The sequence below is a fragment of the Sphingomonas abaci genome (assembly GCF_014199625.1).
GTDB classification, from domain to species: Bacteria; Pseudomonadota; Alphaproteobacteria; order Sphingomonadales; family Sphingomonadaceae; genus Sphingomonas; species Sphingomonas abaci.
Genome location: NZ_JACHNY010000014.1, coordinates 21192 through 47507, shown reverse-complemented (window position 1 = coordinate 47507; position 26316 = coordinate 21192). Strand labels below are relative to the sequence as shown.

The following is a 26316-nucleotide window of genomic DNA, read 5'->3' as shown; positions in this document are numbered from 1 at the left end:
CCGACAGCACGCCGGGGTGAGGTTGAGACACGGGTCACTTCTCGGTGGAAATTTATGCCTTCGCCGGGTCAGCTCTCAGTGGAAATCAACATTGCGTCTGCAACAAAGTGTCCTTCGTATGCCGTTCGCGGCAATTCATTGCGCCCCCATGGCGCACGCATCTTATGCCTCGAAGCAGGAGGACGGAGTTTTCGGACGGTCTGGAACGGCCCGCGGGACGGTCGCAGCCTTCCCATTTGGGATCGAATATCAGAAAGCAAATCTATTTCCCAAAACCCGTCAACGCCTCAAAATCGAGAAGACCTATCGCGAGGCGATCACGTCCAACAAAGCATCCGCGGCTTTCGTGCGATAGCGCTCCTTGTGCCGTAGCCCGAAGAAAGGGCGAGGCTCGAACGCGATTGGGGCGACATGCAGCGTGCCTGCCGCGATGGCTGGTTCGACCACCAGTGCCGACAGGACAGCGACGCCAGCCCCGGCCTCGACAGCCGTGCGAACGCTTTCGTTGGAGGGCATCGTCAGTGCCACGTCAAGCCTGGCGGGATCAACGCCCAAGCGACGTAGGTAGCTGTCGAAGGTCGAGCGTGTGCCGGACCCTGGTTCGCGGAGCACCCAGCGCGCATGACGCAGCCAGGCGGCGTCGATCGCCGCATCTCCGAACGGCTTGGCCCTTACCAGCAGTAGGCGATCTTCCCCAACCGGCCAGTGCGCCAGCGCCGGATCATCGATCCGTCCTTCGACGATTCCCAGGTCTGCCGCGCCGTCATGCACGCCGGCAGCCACCTGTTCGCTGTTGCCGATCGCCAGGTCGATATCGATCGCCGGGTGACGCGCGTGGAAGGTCGCGAGAAAAGGCGGCAGCCAATAGGCGGCGATCGTCTGGCTGGCGACAACCCGGAGTGTGCCGCGCGCCAGCCCCCCGAGATCGCGCAGCACCGTCTCAGCCGTTTCCGCCTGCGCCAGAACGCCGCGCGCTTCCGCGAGGAACAGTCGTCCGGCCTCGGTCAGCATGATACCGCGCCCGACCCGGTGGAACAGCTTGATCGCATGCCGCTCTTCCAGCGCAGCAATAGCCGAAGAAGCCGCGGACTGAGTGACGTTCAGCGCGCGGGCAGCCGCCGTCATATGCTCCCGCTCGGCCACGGCGACGAAGATGCGAAGCTGTTCCAGCGTCATACCGGTCCTGTATCTCAATCAATCACGTTTGGCGATCGGAATAACAATATAGATGCGTTGGAACGATCGGTGATCGCGGCATAAGTGATGCAGCGGAAGGAACATCCCCGTGACCACCATTGCTCGACCCACCACCGTTGCAGCCATCGGCCGGTCCGACCGACTGCTCGCCCTCCTGCCGGGTATCGGTCTATGCCTGGCCGTGACCGGCGCCGCCTATGCGCTGGAAGCCGGCGAGCGCGCCGTCGCGGGCAAGGCGTGGCTGGAGGCGCTGGTGCTCGCCATCCTGATCGGCACCGCGATCCGCAGCCTGTGGACGCCCGGCGACAGCTGGCATGAAGGCATCGCGTTCAGCGCCAAATATCTATTGGAAGTTGCGGTCGTCCTGCTCGGGGCCTCGGTCAGCGCCGCCACCATCCTGGCTGCTGGCGTACCCCTGCTTGTCGGCATTGCCGGCGTGGTGGCCAGTGCGATCCTGCTGAGCTTCGGCATAGGTCGTCTGCTCGGCCTGCCAACGCGCATGGCGCTGCTGGTCGCGTGCGGCAACTCGATCTGCGGCAATTCGGCCATCGCCGCGGTCGCGCCAGTGATCGGGGCAGACAGCGATGACGTCGCCGCCTCCATCGCATTCACCGCCGTGCTGGGTGTCATCGTCGTGCTCGGCCTGCCACTGCTCGGGATCGCGCTCGGCATGAGTGGCATCGCCTTCGGGGCGCTGGCCGGGCTGACCGTGTACGCGGTGCCACAGGTGATCGCGGCCGCCTCGCCGCTGGGGGCTGCGGCGGTGCAGATGGGAACGCTGGTCAAGCTGGTCCGTGTGCTGATGCTGGGGCCTGTGTGCCTCGTCCTGTCGCTGATCGCACCACGCCTTGCCCCGCAGCAGATGCCTGCGGAAGAGTTCGTGGCGGGCACCGCAGCGCCAAAGAAGTTCGACCTCGCCCATCTGGTCCCGTGGTTCATCGTCGGCTTTCTCGTAATGGTCGCCTGCCGGTCGTTCGGGCTGGTGCCGACCGCTGCCATTCCGCCGATCGGCCGCATCGCCACCTTGCTGACCGTGGTGTCGATGGCAGCGCTGGGACTGGGCGTGGACGTCCGCACCGTCGCCAAGGCGGGCGGCAAGGTGACGACTGCCGTGGTGCTGTCGCTGCTCGGCTTGGGCGCGATCAGCATGTCTCTGCTGGCGCTATTGCACATCGCCTGACGGCCGATCGCGGCCGAAGCGAATCGAAAAATATGAGTTTATGTTGAGCCGGATGCGTGGACCTCCCGTGTCCGACCGTGTGGAGTTGCCGATATCGTGAGAATCCCGCTCAAGACAGCGCTCGCTGCTGCCGCTCTGTTCAGCGGCGCGGCGCTGGCCCAGACCAGCGACTTCGCCACCGCGATGGCCGGTGCGATGCAGCGCATGCATCAGGCGATGGCGGTCCCGTCGACCGGCGATCCCGACCGCGACTTCGCCGCGATGATGATCCCGCACCATCAGGGTGCGATCGACATGGCCGAGGCGGAACTCCGCTTCGGCAAGGAAGAGCGGCTGCGCCGCCTGGCGCAGGGCATCATCGTCGAACAGCGGCAGGAGATCGCCGTGATGCAGGCCATCCTGAACGAAAAGGGCGGCGCTCCCGCCGCTCCCCAGTCCCATCACCCGGAAGGAACCCATCGGTGAAGCAGCTGATCCTCGCAGCCCTTGCCGGCACCATGCTGGCCCCCGTCGCGGCGACCGCGCAGCAGGTGCCGAACGCACAGCCCGACATGCCCGTATCGTCCAGCGACCGGTTCTATACCTCGGACCAGTTTTCCAACACCGTGTCGGTCATCGATCCGTCGACCAACCGGCTGCTTGGCGTCATCAAGATGGGCGATCCCACACCGATGAACCTCAGCCCGCTGTATCGCGGGCAGTTGCTGGTCCACGGCATGGGCTTCTCACCCGACCGGCGGACGCTCGCCGTCGTGTCGATTGGATCGAATGCGGTCAGCTTCATCGACACCGCCACCAACAGCGTACGGCACACCACCTATGTCGGCCGCAGCCCGCACGAGGCCTTCTTTCGACCCGATGGCCGGGAGGTCTGGGTCAGCGTGCGCGGCGAGGACTATATCGCTGTCCTCGATGGCACGACCTACAAGGAGACAGGGCGCATTCCCGTCCCCAACGGTCCCGGCATGACGATCTTCTCGCCGGACGGAAAGTACGGCTATGTCTGCTCCAGCTTCTCGCCCGAAACCGTGGTGATCGACACAGCGTCGAAGCAGATCGTCGGCAGGGTGAAGCAGGAAAGCCCCTTTTGCCCCGACATCGCCGCAACGCCCGATGGCAAGCAGGTATGGCTGACGCTGAAGGACATCGGCAAGGTCATGGTGTTCGACGCCAAGCCTCCATTCGCAGTGCTGAAGAGCTTCGCGACGGGCGCGATCACCAACCACGTCAACATTGCGAAGACGCGACGCGGGCAGTTCGCCTATGTAACGGTCGGCACCGAGAATGTCGTAAAGGTATTCCGCACCGACAATTTCGCCCAGGTCGCGACGATCCCGGTCGGCGCGCTGCCGCACGGGCTGTGGCCCTCGGGCGACGGCAGCCGCATCTATGTCGGTCTGGAAAATGCCGATGCGGTGGCCGCGATCGACACCGCGACGAACAAGGTCATCGCCACCATCCCGATCGGGCAAGGCTCGCAAGGCGTCGCCTATGTCCCCGGCGCGGTACCGTCAGGCGACGGCATGGCCGGTCTTCAACCGCTCGCCAAGGCGGGCGAAAAGGTTCAGCTAGTCCTCTCTGGTACCGGACGAAGCCAGGTGACGTTGTTCGATCAGGGGCAGGTGCAGATCCTGCAAGCCGCCGTTGCAGGCCTTCCGCCAAAGATGCCGTTCGTGCTGGGGCTGTCTTCCATTTCCGATGGCACCGGCCCGGTCGAACCGCTGGCCAAGTTCATGACCAACCCCGCCGGCGGTGCGATCGTCAATGCGGTCGGACCGCTGCGGCAGATCGTCACGCAGGCTGCCCCCGCAGGGTCGCGCCGCTATCTCGTGATCGCGTCTGGTCAGCCGGACGCTGTCGGCAGTGTGGTGCAACGACAGGTCAAGCAGTAACGGATGTCTGTTTGAAACGAGCATCGGAAACGTCCCCCGATGCTCGTTCCAACTGCCTATTTTCACCGGGATCGAGAAATGGGAATGCCGCCGGCTTCCCAAAACCCGTGGCTATTGCAGAAGTGAGAAAGCGAAGCCCTCAAGCCTAGGTGTCAAAACCGTTCGGTTGACACCGAGGGCGGCACAGCGGTTTGCAATTTCTAACCCGGCCGTGATCGGCCGCCCCATTCTTCACATCGCCGACATGGGTGGTTCGAGCGTTCCGAGCCATGCGACGAGCGCGAGGATCGTAATGGCACAGAGCGCCTCGATGCCGAGGCTGCGACGTAAGGCGCTGAGTGCGCCGCGTTGATCGCCACCCGGCATCGCGTGCTTCAATGCGGGCGTCAGACGGTAGCGATTGAGCGATGCCAGCACCAGCATCGCGCCGAACAGGACGAGCTTGGCAAGCAGAAGCTGGCCGTAAAGGGACGCGGCGAGCTTCGGAAGGTTGCCTAAGCCGACTAGCAGCCATGTATTGACGAGGCCGGTAACGATAAGGGTGCCGACCACGATCGTACCGATCAGGCCGAACCCGTGCAGTGCGCGATGCGTAAGCGTCAGATGAGCCGTATCGGCCCGGCGGTCAGGACGAGCTACAAGCAGGATAAGGCCAAGCAGTGCCCCGACCCATGCGCCGGCTGCGAGCAGGTGGAGGATGTCGGCAAGGAGGTGCGTCCAGCCTTTCGCGCCCTCGTCCATTGCACCATGCCCGGTCCAGGCGAGCGTCGCGACCGCGATAGCGCTGGCGATCACCACGACGCCAAGGAGGGGCGTACGTCCGGCCGCCATCAAGGCGGCGACCGACGCCACAATCAGCGCGATCACGCGTGCTTTCCATGCCGTGCCTATGGTCGACCCTGACAGCAGCATCCCGATCGCCTCGCGATCGATCGGCCAGAGCGGCGTGCCTGCCATCGCCGCGGCGAGTAGCGCGAGTGCGATGGCGGAGAGCAGAAGGCCTAGCAGCCCGAGCCCGACGAGCCAGAGGCGCAACGCGAACGCACTGGCGCGCTCGCCTGCCTTGAGGCCGTAGAGGCCGAATGCCGACAGGCCGAACAGTCCGCCCAGCGCCAGATAGAGCGCGAAGCGGGCAGCGATCACCGGCCAGTCGGTTTCCACCTCACTTTACCGCGAAGGCGTAGTTGCCTGCGACGCGGTGCGTGTCCCTCGACACGACATGCCATGTGACCGTGTAGCGGCCCAGGGCGAGCGGCGCCTTGGGCGTCAGGACAAGCGTGTTGCCGTCACCGGCAACGGCTGCCGTCGCCGTGACCTTCATCGGCGCATGCGACGCCCCGCTATGTCCGATCATCATGAGATCTGCGCCGGAAAACTTCGGCATCAGCTTTTCGCTGAAACGCAGTTCGACACGGGCCGGCTTGGCGACGGTCGCGTTCGCGGCCGGCGAGGCTGTCATCAGCTTTGGATGAGCCTGCGCTGCGCCGGCGACGCCGAGAAGGGCAATGGCAGTAGGAAGGAAGATGCGACGCATGGGGTTACTCCGTGGGTTCGTGCCCTATCTACGCGCCGCGGTCGCGCACCCCTCACCCGCCCGATGAGGGATGTCGGGCAATCCTGCGTATGAAATGCTAATGGGGCGGAGTGGAAAGCATGGACGAATTGGACAGAGCATTGGCGAGGCTGGCAGGCACACCTGCCCCGGCTGAGCTGGATGGCATCGAGGCCCAGGTATTTGCACGGATCGGCTCGCGGCCCGTCGTGCGGCAGACCGGCATCGGCCTTGGCGTGGTGACGGCAGCGGCGCTCGCAATCGGCATCGTGGGAGCCGAGCTGCCCGCCGCTGCCCGCCCGACCGTTCCCCTGGCCCCGCTTGGCGGAGCGTCGCCGCTTGCGCCTTCCTCCTTGCTCCTGGGTGAGCAATGAGCTCGATGACCCGCATCATTCTCGGTATCGTGCTCGCCTTTCTGGCCGCGATCGGAGGCGTGTTCGTCGGGCGGGCGCTGTTGCCGCAGCCCCAGCAGCCGGGCGCAGCATTGCATGACGTGTTGCACCACAAGCTGACGCTGGATGCCGGCCAGCAGGCACGGCTGAAGGTGCTGGAAGATCGCTTCGCGATGCAGCGTCGTGCGCTCGAACTGGAGATGCGTGCTGCCAACACCCGGCTCGCCGAAGCGATCGAAACCGAACACGGCAACGGCCCCAAGGTCGCAGCCGCGGTGGACCAGAGCCATGCGGCGATGGGCGAGCTGCAAAAGGCGACGCTCGCGCATATCTTCGCCATGCGACGGTTGCTGCGACCCGATCAGACCTCCCAATTCGATGCCGCGGTGGTGAAGGCGCTCACCGACGGCCAGGGGTGAGCTTCGACTGGACCGCATTGTCTGACGGCGAACTGGCGACGCTCAGCATCGCCGGCCGTCAGGCGGCCTTTGCGGAAATCATGCGCCGTTACCGTCAGCCGGTTTTCCGGCTCGCGCGCGCCTGTGTCGGTGAGCCCGACGAGGCGCTCGATCTGGTGCAGGAAACCTTCGTCGCCGCGCATCAGGCATTGCCGCGCTACGACGCGCAGCGGGCGATGAAGGCGTGGCTGTCGACGATCGCGATCAACAAATGCCGGGATTGGGCGAGGAAGCGGGCCGTTCGCCGTTTTCTGTCCTTCGGCTTCGCGGCCGAGGATCAGGCCGACGCCCTTCCCGACAACACCGTGGCGATCGATGACAGCGCAGCCGATCGCCAGGAGCTGGATCGGGTGACGCGCGCTATCTCGACCTTGCCGGCCAATCTGAAGGAGCCGCTGGTGCTTCGAACGATCGAAGGGTTGAGCCAGGCCGAGACGGCCGAGGTGCTGGGCATCAGCCAGAAAGCGGTCGAAACCCGGCTTTATCGTGCGCGTGCGCGCCTCATGGAAAAGTTGAACGCCGGCTAAGGGATGATCGGGCGAGACGCGTAGAGAGGGTTAGGGCCGATCGCGGCCCAACCCTTGAGGAGCTTCGATGTCGCGCGTTCTCGATCGCCGCCAAGTCCTGCGCGGTGCCACTATGGCGGGAGGCGGTCTTGCCCTGTCGGCCTATATGCCAGCGTGGGCGCAACCCGTCTCCGCTGGTATCGCCAAGCCGTTGCCGACCGTCTCGGGCGAGGACATCACGCTGAAGGTCGCGCATCAGATGATGATGATCGACGGGCGGGAAAGCAACGCGATCGGCATCAACGGCACCGTGCCGGCACCGCTGATCCGCCTGCGCGAAGGCCAGAACGTGCGCCTTCATGTCGTCAACGACCTGGACGAGGAAACCTCGATCCACTGGCATGGCCTGCTGGTGCCGTTTCAGATGGACGGTGTTCCTGGCATCAGCTTTCCCGGCATTCCGGCGCGCTCGACCTTCACCTACGAATTTCCGATCATCCAGAGCGGCACCTACTGGTATCACAGCCATTCGGGATTCCAGGAACAGGACGGTCACTATGGTCCGATCCTGATCGATCCCAAGGACCCGGACCCGGTGCAGTTCGATCGCGAGCACGTCATCGTGCTGTCCGATCACAGCTTCCAGCATTCGCATTACCTGTTCGACAGGCTCAAGAAGGAGTCGGGCTATTTCAATCGCCAGCGCCAGACCCTGGCCGGGTTGCTCGCGGGCAAGGATCAGCCGCTGAAAGAGCGGCTGATGTGGGGCAAGATGCGGATGGACCCGGCCGACGTCGCCGACGTGACCGGATCGACCTACACCTATCTGGTCAACGGCCATGGCCCACACGACAACTGGACCGCGCTGTTCAAGCCCGGCGAGCGGGTGCGGCTCCGCTTCATCAACGCATCGTCCATGACGACCTTCAACGTCCGCATTCCTGGTTTGCCGATGACGATCGTCGCGGCGGATGGCCTGAACGTGCGGCCGGTCCAGATCGACGAGTTTCAGTTCGGACCTGCCGAAACCTATGACGCGATCGTCTCGCCTCCCGACATGCGCGCCTATACGTTGGTGGGCGAAAGTGTCGATCGCTCGGGCATGGCGCGCGCGACGCTCGCGCCCCGCGAGGGCATGGCGGCCGAGGTTCCTCCCTTACGCAAGCGTCCGCTCGCGACCATGAAGGACATGGGCATGGGCGGCCACGACATGGGCACCATGGATCACGGCGCCATGCAGGGCATGGGGAACGGCGCGACAGGCGCGCAGAGCGGCTCGATGGCGGGCATAGACCATAGCGTGATGAACCATGGTGCCGGCGCCGGCTCGATGCAGGGCATGGACCATTCCCAGATGAACCACGGCACGGCCGCTGCCGCTGCCGGAGGGATGGCGGGGATGACGATGCCGCAGGGTCAGAGCGGCACGATGGCCGGGATGGATCACGGGTCGGGCGCGATGGCCGGCATGGCAGGCGATCAGTCGATGGCCGGCATGGACATGGGTAACATGAACATGCGCGACTTCTCGAAGGCACCGGAGGTAAAGAAGGGGCCGGGCGTTCAGACCATCTCGGCTATGCCGGTCGACCGCACCGGCGATCCGGGTCAGGGACTGGAGAATGTCGGCCACCGCGTGCTGACCTATCGCGATCTGATGGCGCTCGATCGCAACCCCGATACGCGGGCACCAGAGCGCGAGATCAAGCTCCACCTCACCGGCAACATGGAGCGGTATATGTGGGGTTTCGACGGCGAGAAGCTGTCGGAGAACCCCGATCCGATCACGCTGCTGCATGGCGAGCGGGTACGCGTCACCCTCATCAACGACACGATGATGGGCCACCCGATCCATATTCACGGTCACTTCTTCGAACTGGTGACGGGGAAAGGCGCCTATGCGCCCCGGAAACATACCGTGCTGGTTCAACCAGGCGGCACCGTCAGTTGGGACGTGACAGGCGAGGAAGGCGATTGGGCGTTCCACTGCCACATGCTCTACCACATGCACGCGGGCATGATGCGCGTCGTCCAGGTCCGCAAGGCCGGGGAGGCCGCAGTATGAGCCGGTCGATCCTCCTTGCCGGTTTGGCATCAGCGATCATCGCCGGACCTGCCTTCGGCCAGAGCATGGATCATTCCATGCATAACATGCCCGGCATGACCATGCCGGCTAAGCCCGCCGCCAACGCCACCCCCAAACCCGCGCGAAAGGCGACCGCAAAGCCGGTGTCCAAGCGCAAGGCACCCATCAGGAAGGTGGCGTCTCGACGTGCGCCTGCCCAGGCTCCGGCGACCGACCCGCATGCCGGTCACGATATGGGCGGGATGCAGGGGATGGACATGGGCGGCCAGCAGTCCGCCCCTGCCTCAAACCCGCACGCGGGCCACGACATGTCCGCCATGCCCGGCATGAGTGCCCCGGCAGGTACGGCGCAGGACCCGCACGCCGGCCACGACATGGGCGCGATGCCGGGCATGGCGATGCCCGGTATGGCCATGGGTGGCGATCAGGGCGGCGCCAAGGTCGGGACCGACCTGCCCCCCGGCAACAAGCCCGCTCCCGCGCCCTCCGGCGATCATCTTGCCGATCGTTTCTGGGGAGCAAAGGCGATGGCTACCTCTCGCGAGGACGATTTGCGTCGCGAGCATGGCGGGATGACCTACTATCAGGTGCTCTTCAATTTGGCCGAGTACCAGGCTCGCAAGGGTAGCGATGGGTATCGTTGGGATGGCGAGGCGTGGGTCGGAGGCGACATTGATCGCCTGTGGCTGAAGTCGGAGGGCGAAGGTAGCTTCGGCAAGTCGCTCGACAGCGCCGAAGTCCAGGCGCTCTACAGCCATGCGCTCGACCCCTATTGGAACCTCCAGGCGGGCGTCCGTTATGACATCAAGCCCAACCCCTCCCGAACCTATGCGACGGTGGGTATCGAGGGGCTGGCACCTTACTGGTTTGAGGTAGAAGGCGCGCTGTTCCTGTCGAACAAGGGCGAGGTGCTGGGTCGTGCTGAAGGCTATTACGATCAGCGCATCACCAACTATTTCACGCTTCAGCCGAGGGTCGAAGCCAATTTTTCTGCGCAGGATGTGCCGGAAACGGGCACCGGATCGGGGCTGACCGATCTGGAGGCAGGCTTGAGGCTTCGGTACGAAGGCCGGCGCGAGTTTGCGCCCTACATCGGCGTGTCGTGGGAACGGCAGTTCGGCGACACAGCGCGCTATACGCGGGCACGGGGCGGTGACACGGGCGGGTTCAGCTTCGTCGCGGGCGTGAGGACCTGGTTCTGAGTCCGCGGCTGCGTCTTCATATCGGAGCGAGCAAGGTCCATCGCTGGCTTGCTCTCCTGATCGGGGCACAGGTGATCGTATGGTTCACCAGCGGACTCATTATGAGCCTCTTGCCGATCGATATGGTACACGGCGATCACCGGATCGATCGCAATGCCGAACCGGCGCTGTTGGTCGACAAGACATTCGCGCCCGTTGCCGCCTTGCTCGCGAAGGCCGGCGCGCCTGTCCGCCAGCTTCAGCACCGGATGCTGCTCGGCCGACCCGTCGTTGAGGCGCAGCTTGCCGATGGCAAAATCCGGTTGCTGGACGCCCGGACCGCCGCGCCGCTCCCGCCGATCGACGCGAAGACTGCGGCAATTATCGCCAGCAGGGCCTATCGCGGCGGAACCGCAGTTCCGACGATCGAACGGGTGGAGCGCGCGAGCACGGAATACCGGGGTGCCCTTCCCGCATGGCGGGCGTCGTTCTCTGATGACGATGCGACGCGCATCTACGTGGCGGCCGAAACTGGCCGGCTGACCTCGGTGCGCACCGGAACGTGGCGGCTCTACGACTTCTTCTGGGGCCTCCACATCATGGATTGGACCGAGCACGAACGGTTCAACACGCCTTGGCTTATGGCCTTCGCCGCAGGCGGCCTCGTGTTCGGCGTCGCGGGCGCGATCCTGCTTTTCATGCGCTGGCCCCGGCGCCGTCGAAGAAAAGCGCAAGGGACAGCCCGAACCGCCGCGTAGTCTGTTGTGGGGGGTGCCAGAGGAGAACGGACGATGGACCACGACCAGCACCGATCCGGCCCAAGTGGCGGAATGGGCATGAGCTACGGGCGGTTCGCCGCCATGATCGCGACATCGACCGTCGTGATGTTCGGGTTGATGTACCTGAACACCTATGCGTTGAGCCATGTCGAGTACAGCCAGACCCGAACGTGGATGGCGATCGTCATGGGCGCGGTGATGGCGATCATCATGCTCACTTTCATGTGGGGCATGTACCCGAACCGCCGCGCCAATCTCGGCATCGTGGCAGGCGCCGTCATCGTGTTCGCCGGCGCGCTGTGGCTTGTCCGCAGCCAGGAGACGGTCGGGGACGTTGCCTACATGAAGGCGATGATCCCGCACCACTCGATCGCGATCATGACGAGCGAACGGGCGCATATCAAAGACCCGGAAGTGCGTAAGCTCGCCGATGGCATCATCGACGCCCAGGTTCGCGAGATCACGCAGATGAAGCGGATGATCGCCCGACTGGAAGCGAACCCCACGCCCCCTAATGCGCCGGACCTGCCTTCCTATCGCGACCGGCAGGTGCCGCCCCCACCCCCCGAGACGGATCAGAGCACCGGCATCAACACCTTGCAGCCGATCCGATAGGTGGCCGTTGATTGAGGGGTGGCGTGCCGGCGCACGTACCTATTCGCATGGGCGGGTGACGAGGAGAAATCAGACATGAAGACGATCGCGACCATGACCGCCGCCCTGCTCGCCGCTACCCCGGCGTTGGCGCAGCAGGCCGGGCACCAGGGGATGAACCATCAGGGGATGGATCATTCGGGCATGATGCAGCCGAGCGCAGCCAACCCCTACGGCCCCGACATGATGAAGATGCATGAGCGGATGATGGCGGCGAAGGGCGCCGATGCCGGGGAGACGTGGATTCGTCAGATGATCGAGCATCACCGCGGCGCGGTCACGATGTCGCAGACGGCGCTCCGCAGCACCCGGAATGCGGAAATCCGTCGTGAGGCGCAGAAGACGATCGACAGCCAAAATCGCGAGATCGCGACGTTGAACGCCATGCTGCGCAAAATGGGCAAGAACCCGCAGTAACCGACCCGCCCTCGCCTTTGGGCGACGTAGGGCAGCTATCGAGGAGCCGATGATGAACCGACCTTTTCGTGCCGCGATTGCCGCCTTGTTGATGGGGCTTCCCGCGACCGCGATGGCCGCAGCCGACATCGCCATGCACCGCGATCCGGGGTGTGGTTGCTGCGAGAAGTGGGCCGAGCAGGTCCGCCAGCAGTTCGGCCGCAAGGTGCGGATCATCGACGATGCCGATCGCGGCGCTTTGCAGCGTCGCGTCGGCGTCCCGGCGGATCAGGCTTCCTGTCATACCGCCATCGTCGACGGCATGGCCTTCGAGGGCCATGTTCCGATCGCCGACATGAAGCGCGTTCTGGCGCAGCGTCCCAGAGGCGTGAGCGGGCTGGCAGTCGGCGGGATGCCGCTCGGGTCGCCCGGCATGGAGGTAGCGGGCATGAAGGCTCAGCCCTTCTCCGTGATCGCGTTCGGCCCGGGCGGTCGTCGCATCTATGCCCGGCACGGCTAGGTAGCGGGCGGGAACGGTAAACTGCTCCCACCCGCCATCGGACCGATGATTCAATGCGCCATTGAGAGCGCTACCGGCGCGGCGATCATCCAGATCGCCATCGCGACCATCATTACGTTCTCTGTAAGCGACAGGAAGCCGAGCGGCACGTTGCTTTCTCCGCCGACGCAGGCGCACTTCAGCTCGCGCTTGTCGACGTAGACGGCCTTGATGACCGACACCGCACCGATCGCGCCGATGACGAGGGCGACCGGCACCGAGAGCCAGGTTAACGCGCCCGCCGCCATCAGAACCCCCGCCAGACCTTCTGCGTAGGGGTAGATGTAGGAATAGGGCACCCAGCGCTTGGCGAGCAGGTCGTAGTTGAGGAACATGCTCGAAAAGCTCTCGACGTTCTGAAGCTTGAGCATCGCAAGCACGCACATCGAGAAGGCGATGAACCACTCTCCCGCGCGCACCGTGACGGGCGTGCCGAACGCGGCGTAATTGGCAGCGAGCGCCATCAGCGCCGTCATAGCGAACACCGCGATCACCGGGCGGTAGGTGACGGCCTTGGGATCGCGGACAGTCTTGCCGAAGAAGCGGCGCAGGTCGTCATAACCCCCAATCCGCTCGCCCCCGATGAAGGTCTGCGGCGTCGTCTTGACCCCGTGCTTCGCCTTGAACGCGTCGGTTTCCTCCCGCGTGCGCAGCCAGTGATCCTCGACTTCATAGCCCTGTCGACGCAGGAGATCCTTTGCCTTCAGGCCATAAGGGCAGGTGTGCTCCGGCATCACCATCCGATAGATCGTCGCTCTCGTAGGGGCCGCGCTTGCCATCGTCTTCTCCGTGTTCTCGCGACCCCTATATGGGGTCTGTAGTATAGTACGGAGTCAAGCATGGTATCCCTCACGATTGCCGGTTTTGCGCGCGAGGGGGGCGTCGGAGTCGAGACGGTCCGCTACTATCAACGCCGAGGACTTCTCGGCACGCAGGATCGGCCCGAGGGCTCCGGGTCAGCCGGCGGGTTTCGCCGCTACGGTGCGGACGATGTGCGTCGTCTGCGTTTCATCAGATCGGCTCAGGCAGCGGGCTTCACGCTGGAGCAGATCGGCGAGCTGGTAGCGCTCGACGCCACCGATGATCGCGCTCGCGCCCGTGAGCTTGCCAGTGCGCGGATCGCGGCTTTGGATGCCCAGATCGAGGAACTTAGCCGTGTTCGTGCATCGCTTCAGCGCTTGGCGCAGGAGTGCGGCACTGGGTCGGAAGGCCCCTGCCCTATCCTAACAGCGTTCGACTTTTGATACCGCATGGATAGCACGAAGGTGTCAAAACCGTCCGGTTGTGACACCGCATCCATTCGCTCCGTTTCGGTGGGTTCCGGGGGTGTCAGAACCCCGGACCAAATCTTCGGCGAAGTAGGCGGATATCACGATCGTGGAAGCGGCCCTCACGGCTTTCCCGCAAACGAAGCGCAGGAGATTGGCCAGCGTCGACCGGTGAGCTTCCTTTCGCCTCAGGTACGGCGCTTTCCAAAAATCCGTTCCCAAAACCATTTTCCCAAAATTGCCCTTCGGCCATGGAGTTTCGGGAAAGGCAGGATGGCCACGATAGGTCTTTGCCGAAAGGTCCAGCTGGCGATCCCCCTGCCCGTAGACTGCTTCCTTTGGCTGACCGGACCTCGGTACCTTTTGGGTATACCCGTATAGCACTACCGGGTCTCAGTACACTTTCCGTGTGCTACAGGTTCAAAGGTACCACTCTCAATTTTGGTGCGTTTTGCATGCGATGAGCTAGCTATAAAAGACCATACGCACCGATCCATAGATCCGAAGCGCCCGATCATCGTCGACCCGTAAGACGGGATCGATTTCTTTCTCGCCAGTAGCCCGCGGTGTGTCACGTGGCACACCGTTGGTCGCGGAAGCCGAACCTCGCGCCGCGATCCACGCGGTAGCGGCGTCGATGCGTTTCAAGGCGGGCGCTGGGGCTACCGCACCGAACGGCCACGGTGCCGGCGGGCCCGTGTTCCTCGCGAAGGGCACACCATCGGACTACCTGTGGATCCCGGACATTTGAAAGTTTGGCCGCTCCCCGGATGGATGGGGCGAGACGTACGTGTCGCGCCGCTGGTCGTCGGTGTGAACACGCTCGCGGCATCAAGCACCAACTCTCCGGTCGAAAGCCCACAACCTGCATGACACGGCGTTGAACGTCATGTACCCCGTCATCATGGGTATGCTCCAACAACCATGTTCGCGCCATCTGGCGATATGGTTCGCGGTGCTCGCGATCGCAGCAAGACTCGTCGTCCCGAGCGGCTTCATGCCGCAGAGGACGGGCAACCACGTGGTCATGGCGGTTTGCACGAGCTCTGGTCCGCTGGTGACCCTCGTTCAGGTTCCGGGTGCGTCGACGGACACGCGCGACGGCTCCGAATCCATCCGCCCTGCGTCACCGTGCTCGGTCTCCGCCACGGACACCTCGATCTGCTCGGCGGTCGATCCGGTCCTACTGACTGCCGCCCTCGCTTTCATCATCAAGACGTCGATCTTCCACGCCGTACGAAGCACTGTGCCGGCTCCTCCACGTCTTCGTCCTCCACTACGGGGACCACCCTCGACCCGCTAGGCATCGGTCAGGCGGCATCCTCTGCGTCCGCCGCCTCCAACCATAATTCCATGACCGATGGAAGATTCGAAAGGTCGCATGACGCCTCCGGTCCGCGGATGGCGCGCGACCAGACTCGACCTAAGCGAGGAACATACCTTCATGCTCAGCCAACGTCACAGCGAGACAACGCTCGCAGCCATCAGCACCAAACGCTTCCTGCTCCTGGCAGGGCTTGTATCGATCCTGATCAGCGTCGCCACTTGGACGTTGGATCTCACACAGGCGACCTACGCCTGTCCGTTCTGTCGAGTCCAACGTTCGGCGATCGGTATCCTGGGGATACTGATTCTGCTTCTCCCGTACGGCAATCGGTTCTTCCTCCGGTATGCCGCAGTCGCTGTTGCCACGCTCGGGTTGGGCGTCGGCATGATGCAGAACTTCAATGGCGGCTGGCTCGCGATGTTCAAAGGGACGTTCAAGCTTCATGATCCGATCTGGTTCGACTCGACGATCCTCTCGTCGTGCGCCATCGTGATCATGTCCTTTCAGCTCGGGATCATCTTCGAGGTCTCGGCGAGGCAGACGCTTCGGACGGAGAGGGCCTGATCATGCTGAAGTCGACGGTGGCATGCATCGCATGGCTCTTGATGGTCGCGCCCGCGGCGGCCGAGCCGACGCAGATCGTCGTGCGGGTAATCAGCCAGGACGGGAAGTTCGTCGGCGATCACACGGGAGGAGCATCCATCACGCTGCGCGAGGTGAAATCGGGCAGGGTGCTCGCACGCGGCGTCACAAGGGGCGGGACGGGCGACACGGAGCGGATCATGGAGGCGTCTCGACGCAGCCCTTCGATCGCGCTTGCCGATGCCGCATCCTACAAGGTCACTCTCGATCTCGGCGAGCCGACGCTCGTTGACCTTGAGGTGGAGGGCCCCATAGGTCGTCCTCGATCCAGGATCAGCGTGAGATCGCAGCGCTGGATCGTCCCAGGCGTGCCGGTGACGGCAGGCAATGGCTGGCTTGTCGAGCTTCCGGGGCTCGCGATCACGCCCACCATATCGACGCAGGGCCGATCGGTTTTGATCACGGCCAAGGTCGAGCTGATGTGCGGCTGCCCGATAACTCCCGATGGACCTTGGCCATCCGCCGATTACGCCGTCACTGCGAGCATCTGGAGCGGGCGCCACGAACTGGCGAGCGCGCCGCTTGCGTTCACCGCGGCGCCTGGGACGTTCAGTGGGCGCATCGCCCTACCGCGAGCCGGGAAGGCGAAGATCTACGTCAACGCCGTGAACGGCCGAACGGGCAACTCGGGACTGGCGACCGTCAGGTTGCCGTGAGCCAAGGCGCTGCGCGTGGGAAACCGAAGCGCGCAGCGCCTCCGTCGATTGACGAGCTATTGATGAGGATCCGCCATGTCCAAACCTCAATTGCGGATCGGCAGGGGAAATATGCAAATCCGCTAAAGAATAGTTCCACTGGCATGAGCCGGATCGAACGCCATCGCATGTATGAGAGGACCTGTGGCTTCTGATGATGCAGCGCAGGTAAGACCTGCATCATCGCATTAGATGCACCTTTCTTCGACGAACACGCTCCCGCACCCTGCGCAAGTCCCAGGTTCAGGTTATAATCGGCGAGACTTCCGCAGGCACGTCGTCCGAGTCGGTATCCACATGCTTCAGGTGAACGGTCTGCGTGGCGTAGGCTATCGGAACCTTAGCCTTCTCCAAGCTGGCATGGATCTTCAAGAGCAAATCCTGTCGGATGATCAAGCTCTCGTCGAAGTCCTGCGCCCTGATGTAGGAGAAGATTTCTATGTCTACGGAGCTCAGATTGATGTCCTTCAGGCGCGCCCGCGCGCCCGGCTTGATGATATGTTCGTTCGCCTCCAGGATTTCCGTCATCATGTGGAGGGTCGCGGGCAGCTTGTCGGACCTGATCCCGTGCTCCAACCTGATGATCGGATTGAATAGGAAGGAGTCCCGTCGAGCGAAGTTTTCAATCTGTCGCGCCGAGAAATCTCCGTTTGGAATGGTCACCACGGTCCGCTCCAAGGTGCGGATGCGAGTGGAACGTATGCCGACGTCCTCCACCGTGCCTACCACGTCACCGACCTTGCAGAAGTCGCCGACCTGCACGGGTTTGTCTGCGATCAACGTCACGCTTCCGACCAGGTTCTCGACCGTCTTCTGCGCCCCGAGAGCCAAGGCGATGCCGCCGATGCCCAATGCGGCGACCCCCGTCGTGACGTCGATCCCGAACGTGTCGAGGACGGCCACGACCGCGATGAACAGCAGGACGAGCTTCGCAGCGCGACGGACGAGACTGATCACGGACACCGCTTGCCGTCGTTCCAGTCCCTTGAGCCGATTGATGCTGAGCTGTGCCACCGCATCGATCATGCGGGCGAAGAACCACGCCAGCGCGATCCAGGCGAAAACACCCAGGTACCGCAGCAGGATTTGACGTGCGATGATGGAGACCGGCAGCGATCCCGCCCATAGCTGGAACAGCAGGGTCGCCCCGAACAGGCTTACCGGCGGCATCGCCGCCTGAGCCACACGATAGGTCCTGCTCCTTTCGTGATCGTGGATCGTGCGCCTCATCACGAAGAGGATCCCGGCGCTGACCACGTAGAAGCCAAGGAAGACGAGCGACGCGAGGCCGAGCAGGGTCGACCAGTCCCCGACCGCCGCGCCCCCGATTTCGATCGGTTGCCCGCCTTTGCCGGTGTTCCTATGCTCGTGCAGCCGCCGTGCGGCGATGCTGGTCTTCAGCGCCACACGCCAGACGTTGCCGGCCGTTGCCGTTCCGCCACGGGTAAGGAGTATGGGTACGTCACCCGTTCTCGAGAGGCTTCCTACCCGTTCGATGTTGGACCCGAGACCGTCCTCCAGATTTCCCTGCGGGTCGTTGGACAGCGAAACGAACGGATCGATCGCACCGCTCTGATCCAATACGGACTGAAGCTCCTCCGTCAGACGGCGAACGTCCGCCTTGGCTTCGAAGTAGCGGCCGGCCCGGCTGTAATCGCGCTCGGCCATTGCGGAAAGAAGACCCGAGACGGTGCCTCGCGGCGTGTCGCGGCCATAGATGTCGGTCGGGGGCTTTGTGGACGACGCGGACGCGCCGGCTTTCGGGGCGGCCTGCGACTGTGCCCGACCCGGCACGGCGCCCGCGAGGAGCACCATGCCGATCAAGTGTAGGCGTGATGTACGAAGCATCGATGGCCTCATGCGCCTGCGATGAAGTTCTCGACCGCGATCTGGGCGAGGTCGTCAGTCATCTGGGTGCGCGGATGCTTGCAGAAATAGGCGGATGCGGGGTCGATCACGCCGGCGATGCCGCGGTCCTTGGCGATCGCGGCGCAACGGATCATGTCGATCGCGACACCGGCGCTGTTGGGCGAATCCTCGACCGACAGGCGCAGTTCCAGGTTCATCGGCACGCCGCCGAACAGCTGGCCTTCCATGCGCAGGAAGCATACCTTGTTGTCGTTCTGCCACGGCACGTAGTCCGACGGCCCGATATGGACGTTGTCGTCGTCGAGCCGCTCGGCCGCGACCGACTGGACCGCCTCGGTCTTCGAGATCTTCTTGGATTCGAGGCGGCGGTGGTTCGACATGTTGAGGAAGTCGGTGTTGCCGCCGGTGTTGAGCTGATACGTCCGGTCGAGCTTGACGCCGCGCTTGGCGAACAGGTCGGTGAGCACGCGGTGGACGATCGTCGCACCCAGCTGTGCCTTGATGTCGTCGCCGATGATCGCGACGCCGGCATCCTCGAAGCGCTTCGCCCATTCGGGGTTGGAGGCGATGAAGACCGGAATGTTGTTGACGAAGGCGACGCCGGCTTCCAGCGCGCATTCGGCGTAGAATTCGGTCGCCTCCTGGCTGCCGACCGGCAGGTAGTTCATCAGCACGTCGGTGCCCGAACGCTTCAGTTCGGCGACGACCTCTTCCTTGGTCGGCTGCGTGTCGTTGGCGACCACGAAGGTGCGATCGTCCTTATATTGGCTCATATGGTCGGCGACGCCGTCCAGCACCGCGCCCATCTTCACCACCGTGCCGGTCGACGGGATGGTGGCGGCGAACACCGCGGTGCAATTGGGCTTGGCGAAGATCGCCTCGGCGACGTCCTTGCCGACCTTGCGCGTATCCACGTCCCAGGCGGCGACGACCTTGATGTCGGAGGGTTCATAGCCGCCGACTTCCCAGTGCATCAGGCCGGCCGCGTCGTTGGTGCCTCCGCGATAATGCTCCAGCCCCTGGACGAGCGAGCTCGCGCAGTTGCCGATGCCGACGATGGCGATGTTGATGAGTTTCACGAATTTACTCCGGTATGCAGCCGTTGCTCGGCTTTATCGATGGTGAGCATCCATGCGTGACGCCTGCGCAGACATCGCTCTGATCATGCCCAGGACACCGCCTGGATTGGCGGCGCCATTGATCACGTCGGCTTGAATGCTGCTTGCAAGCGACGGCTCTTCGTCGCCTTGCTTTTCAGTGGTTGAAGAGGCCGTCGATCACGCCCCCTCGTCGACTTCGCTCATGGCGGCCAGCGCCGCGAATGCCGGGCGTGCTCTTCGGTCTGGTTTCAGGCCCCCGGGCAGGGAAGCGGGCGCTGCTGGGATGCGGGCTGTCCCGCGGACCATCAATGCCAGCGTAGGCGGATTTCGCGCGATGACCTTGTCGAGTCTGCTCGGGTCAAACCAGACGCCTCGGCATCGGGGGCGATAGTAGAGCTCGCCCCCTCGGCGGTCGGCGATCAGCAGTCCGAGCTGACATCCGGGAGCCAGCATAACGCCGTCACGGCGCTGCGATGACGATGGGATGTCGTTCATGGCCTGCCCTTGAGGTTCGCCCGAGAGGCTCAAGGATGGATGCCCTGTTCGGCGCAATCGCGTCCCGAGACCTCAGTCTGGATCGTGCTGTGTCCGATCTCGTATCGGTCTCGCAGAAGCGCTTGAACGGCCGAGCGCGTCCCATCGACGTCGGCACCGCGATCGAGTACGAGGTGGACCGTACAGTTCACCTCGTCGTTGCTCATCGACCAGACATGCAGGTCATGAAGGTCGGCGACGCCGCGCACGCCGGCGATGGCGGTGCGAACCTCGCTGAGCTTGAGGCCGCCCGGAACGCCTTCTAGTAGGACGTTGCTGGTGTCGCGCAGCAGGATCCACGTACGCGGCAGGACCCACAGGCCGATGCCGACCGCTACGATTGGGTCGACCCAGGTCCAACCCGTGAAGCGGATGGTGAGAGCGCCGGCGATGACGCCGACGGAGCCAATCATGTCGGCCCAGACCTCCAGATAGGCGCCCTTGACGTTGAAGCTGCCTTCCTTACCCGCCATCAGCAACCGCATCGACACGATGTTCACGACGAGGCCGATCGTCGCGACGATCAGCATGCCCCAGGATTGAACCTCCTGTGGGGTGCTGAAGCGCTTGATCGCCTCGACGAAGACGTAGATCGCTACGCCGAACAGCAGCACGGCATTGAAGGCCGCAGCGAGGATTTCGAAACGACGATACCCGAACGTCCGCTTGTCGTCGGCCGGCTTCTGGCCCAGCTTGATAGCCAGCAGCGCGATCACCAGCGCCATCACGTCGGTCATCATGTGAGCGGCGTCCGAGAGGAGCGCCAGGCTGTTGAAGACGAAGCCGCCGATCACCTCCGCGATGAAGTAGGTGAAGGTCAGCGCGAGCGCCCAGCTCAGCATCTTGGCGTTGGCGCCGGCCGCATGGTTGTGACCGCCCGCGCCATGGCTGTGATCGTGCCCTGCGCCAGCATCGTGCGCTCCGGCGCCGTGGTCGTGACCGGCGCTCACTTGCCGGCCTCCCGCTTCGCGAGCCAGATGCGCATCCGCGAGATCTCAGCCCGCTGCGCCATGACCACCTCCCGTGCGAGCTTCCGCACTTCGGGATCGCGGCCGTATCTCAGCTCGACCTCCGCCATCGCGATCGCGCCCTCGTGGTGCGGGATCATCGCACGCATGAAGTCGACATCGGCATCCCCGGTGAACCGGATGTCCATGACGCCGTGCATCTTGGCGTTGGCTGCGCGATACGCCCGCGTCGCGGGAGAACCTGTCGGTGCGGCCGGTCGCAGGTGCCGTCCGTGCGGCATGGTCTGTGCGACCGGTTGCGCGCTCACCGACGCGGTCGCGGCGACGGCCGCGACCGCCAGCATTTTCTTCATCGTGGGCATGTCGTCTCTCCTTTCGGATGGGTGGGCGCAGGGCGCCGATTGGGATCGAGGCGGTTCATCCGGCGATCTCCTCGAGCGCGAGCAGCGCGAGGAAGCCGATGAAGAAGAAGGCGCTGATGAGTGGGCTGTCCGGCTTCTCGTGCGCCTCGACCAGCAGCTCCTCGGTAACCAGATAGAGGAGCGCCATGAGGCCGAAGCTCAGAAAGCCGGCGATCACCACGGGTGACAGTGTGGCCACCGGCAGCGCGGCCAGCGATCCGATCGGAAGCAGAAGGGCGAGGCCTGCGACCGTCAGGACGACCCGCAGCCTGGAGCGCATGGTCTCACCGAGTTCCGTCGTGAGCGTCACGCCGAGGAACAGCACCTCGAGCGTCAGCGCGACCGTCAGCAGGATGCCCGCCTTGGCGCCGGCGACGAATGCCAGTCCCAACACGAGGCCATCGATGAGCAGGTCGATCCCGATCGCGCCCAGCAGCGCGGCGGGACCTTCGAAGCGTTCCTCGAAGCCCTTGAGCGCGAGCATGACCGCCACACCGGCGGCCCCGCCGATCAACGTCGCGGTCGGGCTCGCCTCGTGCTTGACCTGCGGAAGGATCTCTGTCGCCGCCGCGGCGAACACGACGCCGGCCGCGAGATGCTGCATGGCGCTGGTAAAGGCGGCACCGGGACGTCGCACGACCGCGGCAATTGCGCCCAGAATGACCGCGATGGTCGGGATGATGGTGTAGCTCAGTGCCAGCATGGCAGTACTCCCAAACGCGAATGTCCGCGCGATCGGCTTCGCCCGGTCGGTCGGGACAGCCTTCCATCACCAATCGTCCGAAGTCGGATCGTGCTCCGACCGCCGCGGCGCTTCGGCGTCTTCGCAGCGTATCGTCGCTCCCTCGATGCGGTCGATGCCGGTCGGTATGCCGACCTTCGGATCCTCACGATCATGCGATCGGCCCTGGTTGTGAGGACCAGTGCCACTTCCCTCCGCGGCGCCTCCATGTCGCGAATCCGATGCGATGGAACATTCCGATCCATCGGATCAGCACGAGCACATGCGGGGTGGAGATCAGACTGTAGGTTCTGCCAAGGCGCGTCGTGCGTACAAGCAGGTTGGCGGCCAGGAGCCACAGGCCGGCCGGAAGAAGAGCGGCGAAAAGCTGAAGCGTCTTCATCGGGTGGTCAGGCAACGCTTCTGCCCTGTGATGGTCCGCAGGACAGGCAGGGCGATCGCACGGCCACGCAAGGCGCCCGCCGAAGAACGGATCCGGGTGCGATCCGAGCAGGCCTGGACCCGAATGGATCGACGCGCGCGAAGATTACTGAGGGCCATCAGTGCCCCCCCTCGATGGATCGAACGTTGCGACCCTCCAGGCGTACCAGATGAAGGCGGCAACGATCACGGCGTTGCTGGTGGGCTCGATGAGGTCGGCCACCTGCCGATACCGGGTGCCCAATCGGAAGCCGGCCACCACCAGGACGCTCGTCCAGATTGCGGATCCTGCGAACGTCGCAACGAGAAACGGTACGAGCGGCATTCCGCTGACGCCGGCCGGCACGGATATCAGCGTGCGGATGCCCGGGATCATGCGTCCGAACAGCACCGCCCAGCGCCCGCGCCGATCGAACCAGCGGTCGACCCGATCGATCTCGCTTGGGGTCAGTGTCAGCCAGCGGCCGTGCGAGGCGGCGAAGCGCTTCAGGCGATCGACGCCGACCCAGCGACCGGCATAGTACCACAGGAGCGCACCGACACCCGATCCGAGCGTGCCGGCGACGATGACGGCTGGCACGCCGATTTCACCTCGCGTGGCGACATAGCCGCAGAGCGGCAGGATCACCTCCGACGGGATCGGCGGAAAGACGTTCTCCAAAAGCATCAGCAGAAAAACGCCGAAACCTTTGAAGGAGGAAAGTACATCCAGTATGATGTCGAACATTGTGATTTCAGATCCCCGAGCGTCGCGGGCGCAGCCGAAGACGATGCTCGAGCAACATCCCCAGGCTGCTGCACGCAACTGCCTTTTCAGACGTGGGCGTTCTCACGGCTTCCACCGTCATCCTGCCCTACCGGTCGGATCGCGGTAGGCTAGCAGCCTCAAGGCGTTGACGACGACCAGCAAGGTCGATCCCTCGTGCACCGCTACCGCGGGTCCGATCCCGAGCCCCAGGATGGTCGCCGGTACGAGGAAGCCGACGACGCCGAGGCTGACGAAGACGTTCTGGCGAATGATCCCACGGGTGTGACGGCTGAGACCCACCGCGAACGGCAAATGGGCCAGATCGTCGGCCATCAGCGCCACGTCCGCGGTTTCCAGAGCCACGTCCGACCCGGCCGCGCCCATCGCGATCCCGACGGTCGCACTCGCCATGGCAGGTGCATCGTTGACTCCATCGCCGACCATCGCGACCTTGTCCTCGCCTGCCAGCTTCTTGATTGCGGCCACCTTGTCCTCGGGCATCAGATCGCCCCAGGCTTCATCGATCCCGACGTCCCGGGCGATCGCCTCGGCGACCTTCTGATGGTCGCCGGAGATCATGATCATCCGTGACACACCCATGTCGTGCAGACGGCGCAACGCGGTCCTCGCGGCCTCGCGCGGCGTGTCCATGAGACCGATGGCGCCGAGATCCCGGTCGCCCTTGCGCACGACCATCGTGGTCCGGCCGCTCTCGCGCAGCGCGGCGACGGCACTCGTTGCCCCTTGACCCAATACCGGAATGCCTTCCTTGCCGAACATCTCGGCCTTCCCGATCCATACCGTCTCGTCTCCGACGGTTGCGGTGACGCCGCGGCCGGTGAGGCTCTTGAGGTCTCCGGCTTCGGGTAGTCCGCGTGCGCCGAGTCGTTCACGGCCGTCCTTGACGATCGCCTGCGCAAGCGGGTGGTCGCTGAGCGCCTCGACCGCGACGGCGAGTGCCAGCAGCTCGTTCTCGTCGGCAGCATCGACCACCACGACATCGGTGATGCGTGGCCGTCCTTCGGTCAGCGTGCCAGTCTTGTCGAAGGCGATCGCCTTTAAAGATCCGAGATTTTCCAGCGGCGCGCCGCCCTTGACCAGGACACCGCCTCGCGCCGCTCGCGCGACGCCGGAAAGCACTGCACTCGGCGTCGCGATCGCCAGCGCGCAGGGGCTTGCCGCCACCAGCACAGCCATCGCCCGGTAGAAGCTGTCGCGGAAGGGCTCGTCGACGACGACCCAGGCGAACAGGAGTAGAAGGGCGAGCACGAGGACGGCAGGCACGAACACCCGCTCGAAGCGATCGGTGAACCGCTGCGTCGGCGATTTCTGCGTTTCCGCCTCGCTGACCATCTTCACGACCTTGGCGAGTGCGCTCTCGTTTGAGCGACGCGTCACCTCGATCTCGATCGCGCTCCCGCCGTTGATCGTACCGGCGAACACCCGGCTTTCCGGACCCACCGCGTCCGGCTTGGCACGAGCGATCGCGGCATCGGCGACGGGGATCTTGTCGACCGGGATGCTCTCGCCGGTGACGGGAGCCTGGTCGATCGCGCTGGAGCCCTTGATGATGAAGCCGTCTGCAGGCAGGCGTTCGTTCGGCCTAACGATCGCGACATCGCCGATCACCAGCTGTTCGACGGGTATCTCGCTTTTCTGGCCGTCCCGCCGAACGGTCGCGATCTCCGGCGCGAGCTTGGCCAGCGCCTCGATGGCCTTCTTGGCGCGACCCATCGCATAATGCTCGAGCGCGTGACCGAGACTGAAGAGGAAGAGCAGCAGCGCGCCTTCCGCCCAGGCGCCAAGGGCTGCGGCACCGGCTGCGGCGACCAGCATCAGAGTGTCGATCTCGAACCTGCGGAGTCGCAGGTTGTCGATCGCCTCGCGCAGCGTGAAGAAGCCGCCGAAGAGATAGGCCGCGACGAAGCAGGCGGTCGGCAGCCATTGCGCCGCGTCAGGCATCAGCTTCTCGACGCCGTACCCTATCCCCAGCAGCGCACCGCAGGCGAGAGCGAAGATCAACTCGGTGTTGGGCCCTAGGAACTCGGCGTGCGAATGGTCGTGGCCGTCGCCTGGGCCATGCTGCTCCTCCTTCGTCCGGGCGCCCTTCCCATGATCGTGTCCGGCATGATCGTCGGCTGCGATCCGTTCGCCGAGACCCACCTTGAGCTTGCGAAGCGTCGCACGGATCTCGTCCTCGCCGGTCCGCTGCCGATCGTATTCGACGCGGATCGTTCCGCTGGTGGTCGCGCTCGCCTGGACAACGCCGGGCATCGCGCAGAGCGTGTCGCCGATCGTGCGTGCCCGACGTTCGTGCGTGATCCCCGTAACCTCCCAAACGGAATGGCCGTAGCGTTCGGTGATTTCGGCGCCTGCCGCACGTACCATCTCGCGCAGCCGCGGCAGCGGCAGCTTGGCGGCGTCGAAATGGATGCACAGTGCCGCAGGGGCGTCACCGTCGACAGCGATGACGTGGGCCTTCTCGACGCCGTCGCGCGTCGCCAGGGTGGAGACGAGGCGCTCCAGGCAGGCGTCGGCGGCATCGGGCAGGTCGGGCAGCAGCACCGGAATGTCGAGTTCGAGCTTGTCGTTCATGACGGCCTCCCAACTGTGATCTTCGATCGTATGCGGGCATCGCGTCGCATCTCGCGTGCGGCGGCGAGGAAGACGACGCTCGCGGCGAGGTGCCGAGAACACGAAACCAGCCGCAGCTTCAGCCCGCTTCTGGTGATGATGATCGTGCCGAGGATCACCGCGGACGCCGACAACG

General features: G+C 64.4%; 27 protein-coding genes. 15 read left to right on the top strand and 12 right to left on the bottom strand.

Annotated elements, in window-relative coordinates:
• Positions 1-303: 303 nt before the first annotated feature.
• Positions 304-1176 carry a LysR family transcriptional regulator gene (locus GGQ96_RS19265; protein WP_184116973.1) on the bottom strand — a complete coding sequence of 291 codons (873 nt, stop codon included), beginning with the start codon at positions 1174-1176 and terminating at the stop codon, positions 304-306.
• A gap of 109 nt (positions 1177-1285) precedes the next feature.
• On the opposite strand from GGQ96_RS19265, the gene GGQ96_RS19260 reads away from it, so the two are divergent.
• From GGQ96_RS19260 to GGQ96_RS19250, 3 genes are all read left to right on the top strand, one after another.
• Complete coding sequence (locus GGQ96_RS19260) at positions 1286-2377, top strand: YeiH family protein (RefSeq protein ID WP_343059138.1); 1092 nt, start codon at positions 1286-1288, stop codon at positions 2375-2377.
• Positions 2378-2473: 96 nt separating this feature from the next.
• Positions 2474-2842 carry a CopM family metallochaperone gene (gene copM / locus GGQ96_RS19255; protein ID WP_343059136.1) on the top strand — a complete coding sequence of 123 codons (369 nt, stop codon included), beginning with the start codon at positions 2474-2476 and terminating at the stop codon, positions 2840-2842.
• Complete coding sequence (locus tag GGQ96_RS19250; protein ID WP_343059135.1) at positions 2839-4269, top strand: YncE family protein; 1431 nt, start codon at positions 2839-2841, stop codon at positions 4267-4269. Before copM (GGQ96_RS19255) ends, GGQ96_RS19250 begins: the two co-directional genes overlap by 4 nt.
• A 231-nt stretch (positions 4270-4500) precedes the next feature.
• Here the strand turns inward: GGQ96_RS19250 and copD are convergent, their stop codons facing one another.
• Positions 4501-5430, bottom strand: a complete 930-nt coding sequence (gene copD / locus GGQ96_RS19245) for a copper homeostasis membrane protein CopD (RefSeq protein ID WP_184116972.1) — start codon at positions 5428-5430, stop codon at positions 4501-4503.
• 1 nt (position 5431) lies between these two features.
• Positions 5432-5803 carry a copper homeostasis periplasmic binding protein CopC gene (gene copC / locus GGQ96_RS19240; protein WP_184116971.1) on the bottom strand — a complete coding sequence of 124 codons (372 nt, stop codon included), beginning with the start codon at positions 5801-5803 and terminating at the stop codon, positions 5432-5434.
• Positions 5804-5922: 119 nt separating this feature from the next.
• Between copC and GGQ96_RS19235 the strand changes: the two genes are divergently transcribed.
• The 9 genes from GGQ96_RS19235 (at position 5923) to GGQ96_RS19195 (ending at position 12793) form a co-directional block, all read left to right on the top strand.
• Complete coding sequence (locus GGQ96_RS19235; protein ID WP_184116970.1) at positions 5923-6195, top strand: hypothetical protein; 273 nt, start codon at positions 5923-5925, stop codon at positions 6193-6195.
• Positions 6192-6632 carry a periplasmic heavy metal sensor gene (locus tag GGQ96_RS19230; protein WP_184116969.1) on the top strand — a complete coding sequence of 147 codons (441 nt, stop codon included), beginning with the start codon at positions 6192-6194 and terminating at the stop codon, positions 6630-6632. Before GGQ96_RS19235 ends, GGQ96_RS19230 begins: the two co-directional genes overlap by 4 nt.
• A complete protein-coding gene (locus tag GGQ96_RS19225; protein ID WP_184116968.1) occupies positions 6629-7198 on the top strand; it encodes a sigma-70 family RNA polymerase sigma factor in 570 nt (189 codons plus the stop codon). Before GGQ96_RS19230 ends, GGQ96_RS19225 begins: the two co-directional genes overlap by 4 nt.
• Positions 7199-7265: 67 nt before the next feature.
• Complete coding sequence (locus tag GGQ96_RS19220) at positions 7266-9242, top strand: copper resistance system multicopper oxidase (RefSeq protein WP_184116967.1); 1977 nt, start codon at positions 7266-7268, stop codon at positions 9240-9242.
• Complete coding sequence (locus GGQ96_RS19215) at positions 9239-10465, top strand: copper resistance protein B (RefSeq protein ID WP_184116966.1); 1227 nt, start codon at positions 9239-9241, stop codon at positions 10463-10465. The genes GGQ96_RS19220 and GGQ96_RS19215 overlap by 4 nt, the downstream gene beginning before the upstream one ends.
• Positions 10456-11202 (top strand): PepSY domain-containing protein, encoded by a 747-nt coding sequence (locus tag GGQ96_RS19210; RefSeq protein ID WP_246360736.1) that lies wholly within the window; start codon positions 10456-10458, stop codon positions 11200-11202. Before GGQ96_RS19215 ends, GGQ96_RS19210 begins: the two co-directional genes overlap by 10 nt.
• Positions 11203-11235: 33 nt before the next feature.
• The gene (locus tag GGQ96_RS19205; protein WP_221240068.1) at positions 11236-11838 is read left to right on the top strand and encodes a DUF305 domain-containing protein; all 603 of its coding nucleotides are present in this window, start codon (positions 11236-11238) and stop codon (positions 11836-11838) included.
• A gap of 75 nt (positions 11839-11913) precedes the next feature.
• A complete protein-coding gene (locus GGQ96_RS19200) occupies positions 11914-12294 on the top strand; it encodes a DUF305 domain-containing protein (RefSeq protein WP_184116965.1) in 381 nt (126 codons plus the stop codon).
• A 91-nt stretch (positions 12295-12385) separates the two neighbouring features.
• Positions 12386-12793: a DUF411 domain-containing protein gene (locus GGQ96_RS19195; RefSeq protein ID WP_184116974.1), complete on the top strand. Its 408-nt coding sequence runs from the start codon at positions 12386-12388 to the stop codon at positions 12791-12793.
• A 50-nt stretch (positions 12794-12843) separates the two neighbouring features.
• On the opposite strand, the gene GGQ96_RS19190 is transcribed toward GGQ96_RS19195, so the two are convergent.
• Positions 12844-13611, bottom strand: a complete 768-nt coding sequence (locus GGQ96_RS19190) for a glutaredoxin family protein (protein ID WP_184116964.1) — start codon at positions 13609-13611, stop codon at positions 12844-12846.
• Between the two features lie 60 nt (positions 13612-13671).
• On the opposite strand from GGQ96_RS19190, the gene GGQ96_RS19185 reads away from it, so the two are divergent.
• From GGQ96_RS19185 to GGQ96_RS19175, 3 genes are all read left to right on the top strand, one after another.
• Positions 13672-14076: a MerR family transcriptional regulator gene (locus GGQ96_RS19185; RefSeq protein WP_184116963.1), complete on the top strand. Its 405-nt coding sequence runs from the start codon at positions 13672-13674 to the stop codon at positions 14074-14076.
• Between the two features lie 1468 nt (positions 14077-15544).
• Positions 15545-15991, top strand: a complete 447-nt coding sequence (locus tag GGQ96_RS19180; protein WP_156477765.1) for a disulfide bond formation protein B — start codon at positions 15545-15547, stop codon at positions 15989-15991.
• 2 nt (positions 15992-15993) lie between these two features.
• On the top strand, positions 15994-16725 hold the full coding sequence (locus GGQ96_RS19175; RefSeq protein WP_043061449.1) for a hypothetical protein: 732 nt from the start codon (positions 15994-15996) through the stop codon (positions 16723-16725).
• 282 nt (positions 16726-17007) lie between these two features.
• On the opposite strand, the gene GGQ96_RS19170 is transcribed toward GGQ96_RS19175, so the two are convergent.
• The 8 genes from GGQ96_RS19170 to GGQ96_RS19135 form a co-directional block, all read right to left on the bottom strand.
• Entirely contained in the window at positions 17008-18579 is a 1572-nt protein-coding gene (locus GGQ96_RS19170) for a mechanosensitive ion channel family protein (RefSeq protein WP_052814284.1), read from the bottom strand.
• Positions 18580-18620: 41 nt separating this feature from the next.
• Positions 18621-19712, bottom strand: a complete 1092-nt coding sequence (locus GGQ96_RS19165; RefSeq protein WP_043061451.1) for an inositol-3-phosphate synthase — start codon at positions 19710-19712, stop codon at positions 18621-18623.
• A 198-nt stretch (positions 19713-19910) separates the two neighbouring features.
• Complete coding sequence (locus GGQ96_RS21875; protein WP_367890210.1) at positions 19911-20186, bottom strand: TFIIB-type zinc ribbon-containing protein; 276 nt, start codon at positions 20184-20186, stop codon at positions 19911-19913.
• 71 nt (positions 20187-20257) lie between these two features.
• Complete coding sequence (locus tag GGQ96_RS19155; RefSeq protein ID WP_043061452.1) at positions 20258-21217, bottom strand: cation diffusion facilitator family transporter; 960 nt, start codon at positions 21215-21217, stop codon at positions 20258-20260.
• Positions 21214-21597: a CopM family metallochaperone gene (copM, locus tag GGQ96_RS19150; RefSeq protein WP_052814285.1), complete on the bottom strand. Its 384-nt coding sequence runs from the start codon at positions 21595-21597 to the stop codon at positions 21214-21216. The genes GGQ96_RS19155 and copM (GGQ96_RS19150) overlap by 4 nt, the downstream gene beginning before the upstream one ends.
• Before the next feature lie 55 nt (positions 21598-21652).
• Positions 21653-22339 (bottom strand): ZIP family metal transporter, encoded by a 687-nt coding sequence (locus GGQ96_RS19145; protein ID WP_043061453.1) that lies wholly within the window; start codon positions 22337-22339, stop codon positions 21653-21655.
• Between the two features lie 565 nt (positions 22340-22904).
• A complete protein-coding gene (locus GGQ96_RS19140) occupies positions 22905-23525 on the bottom strand; it encodes a DedA family protein (RefSeq protein ID WP_043061455.1) in 621 nt (206 codons plus the stop codon).
• 117 nt (positions 23526-23642) lie between these two features.
• Positions 23643-26141, bottom strand: coding sequence for a heavy metal translocating P-type ATPase (locus GGQ96_RS19135; RefSeq protein ID WP_061780452.1), 2499 nt, complete (start codon positions 26139-26141; stop codon positions 23643-23645).
• Positions 26142-26316: the final 175 nt, after the last annotated feature.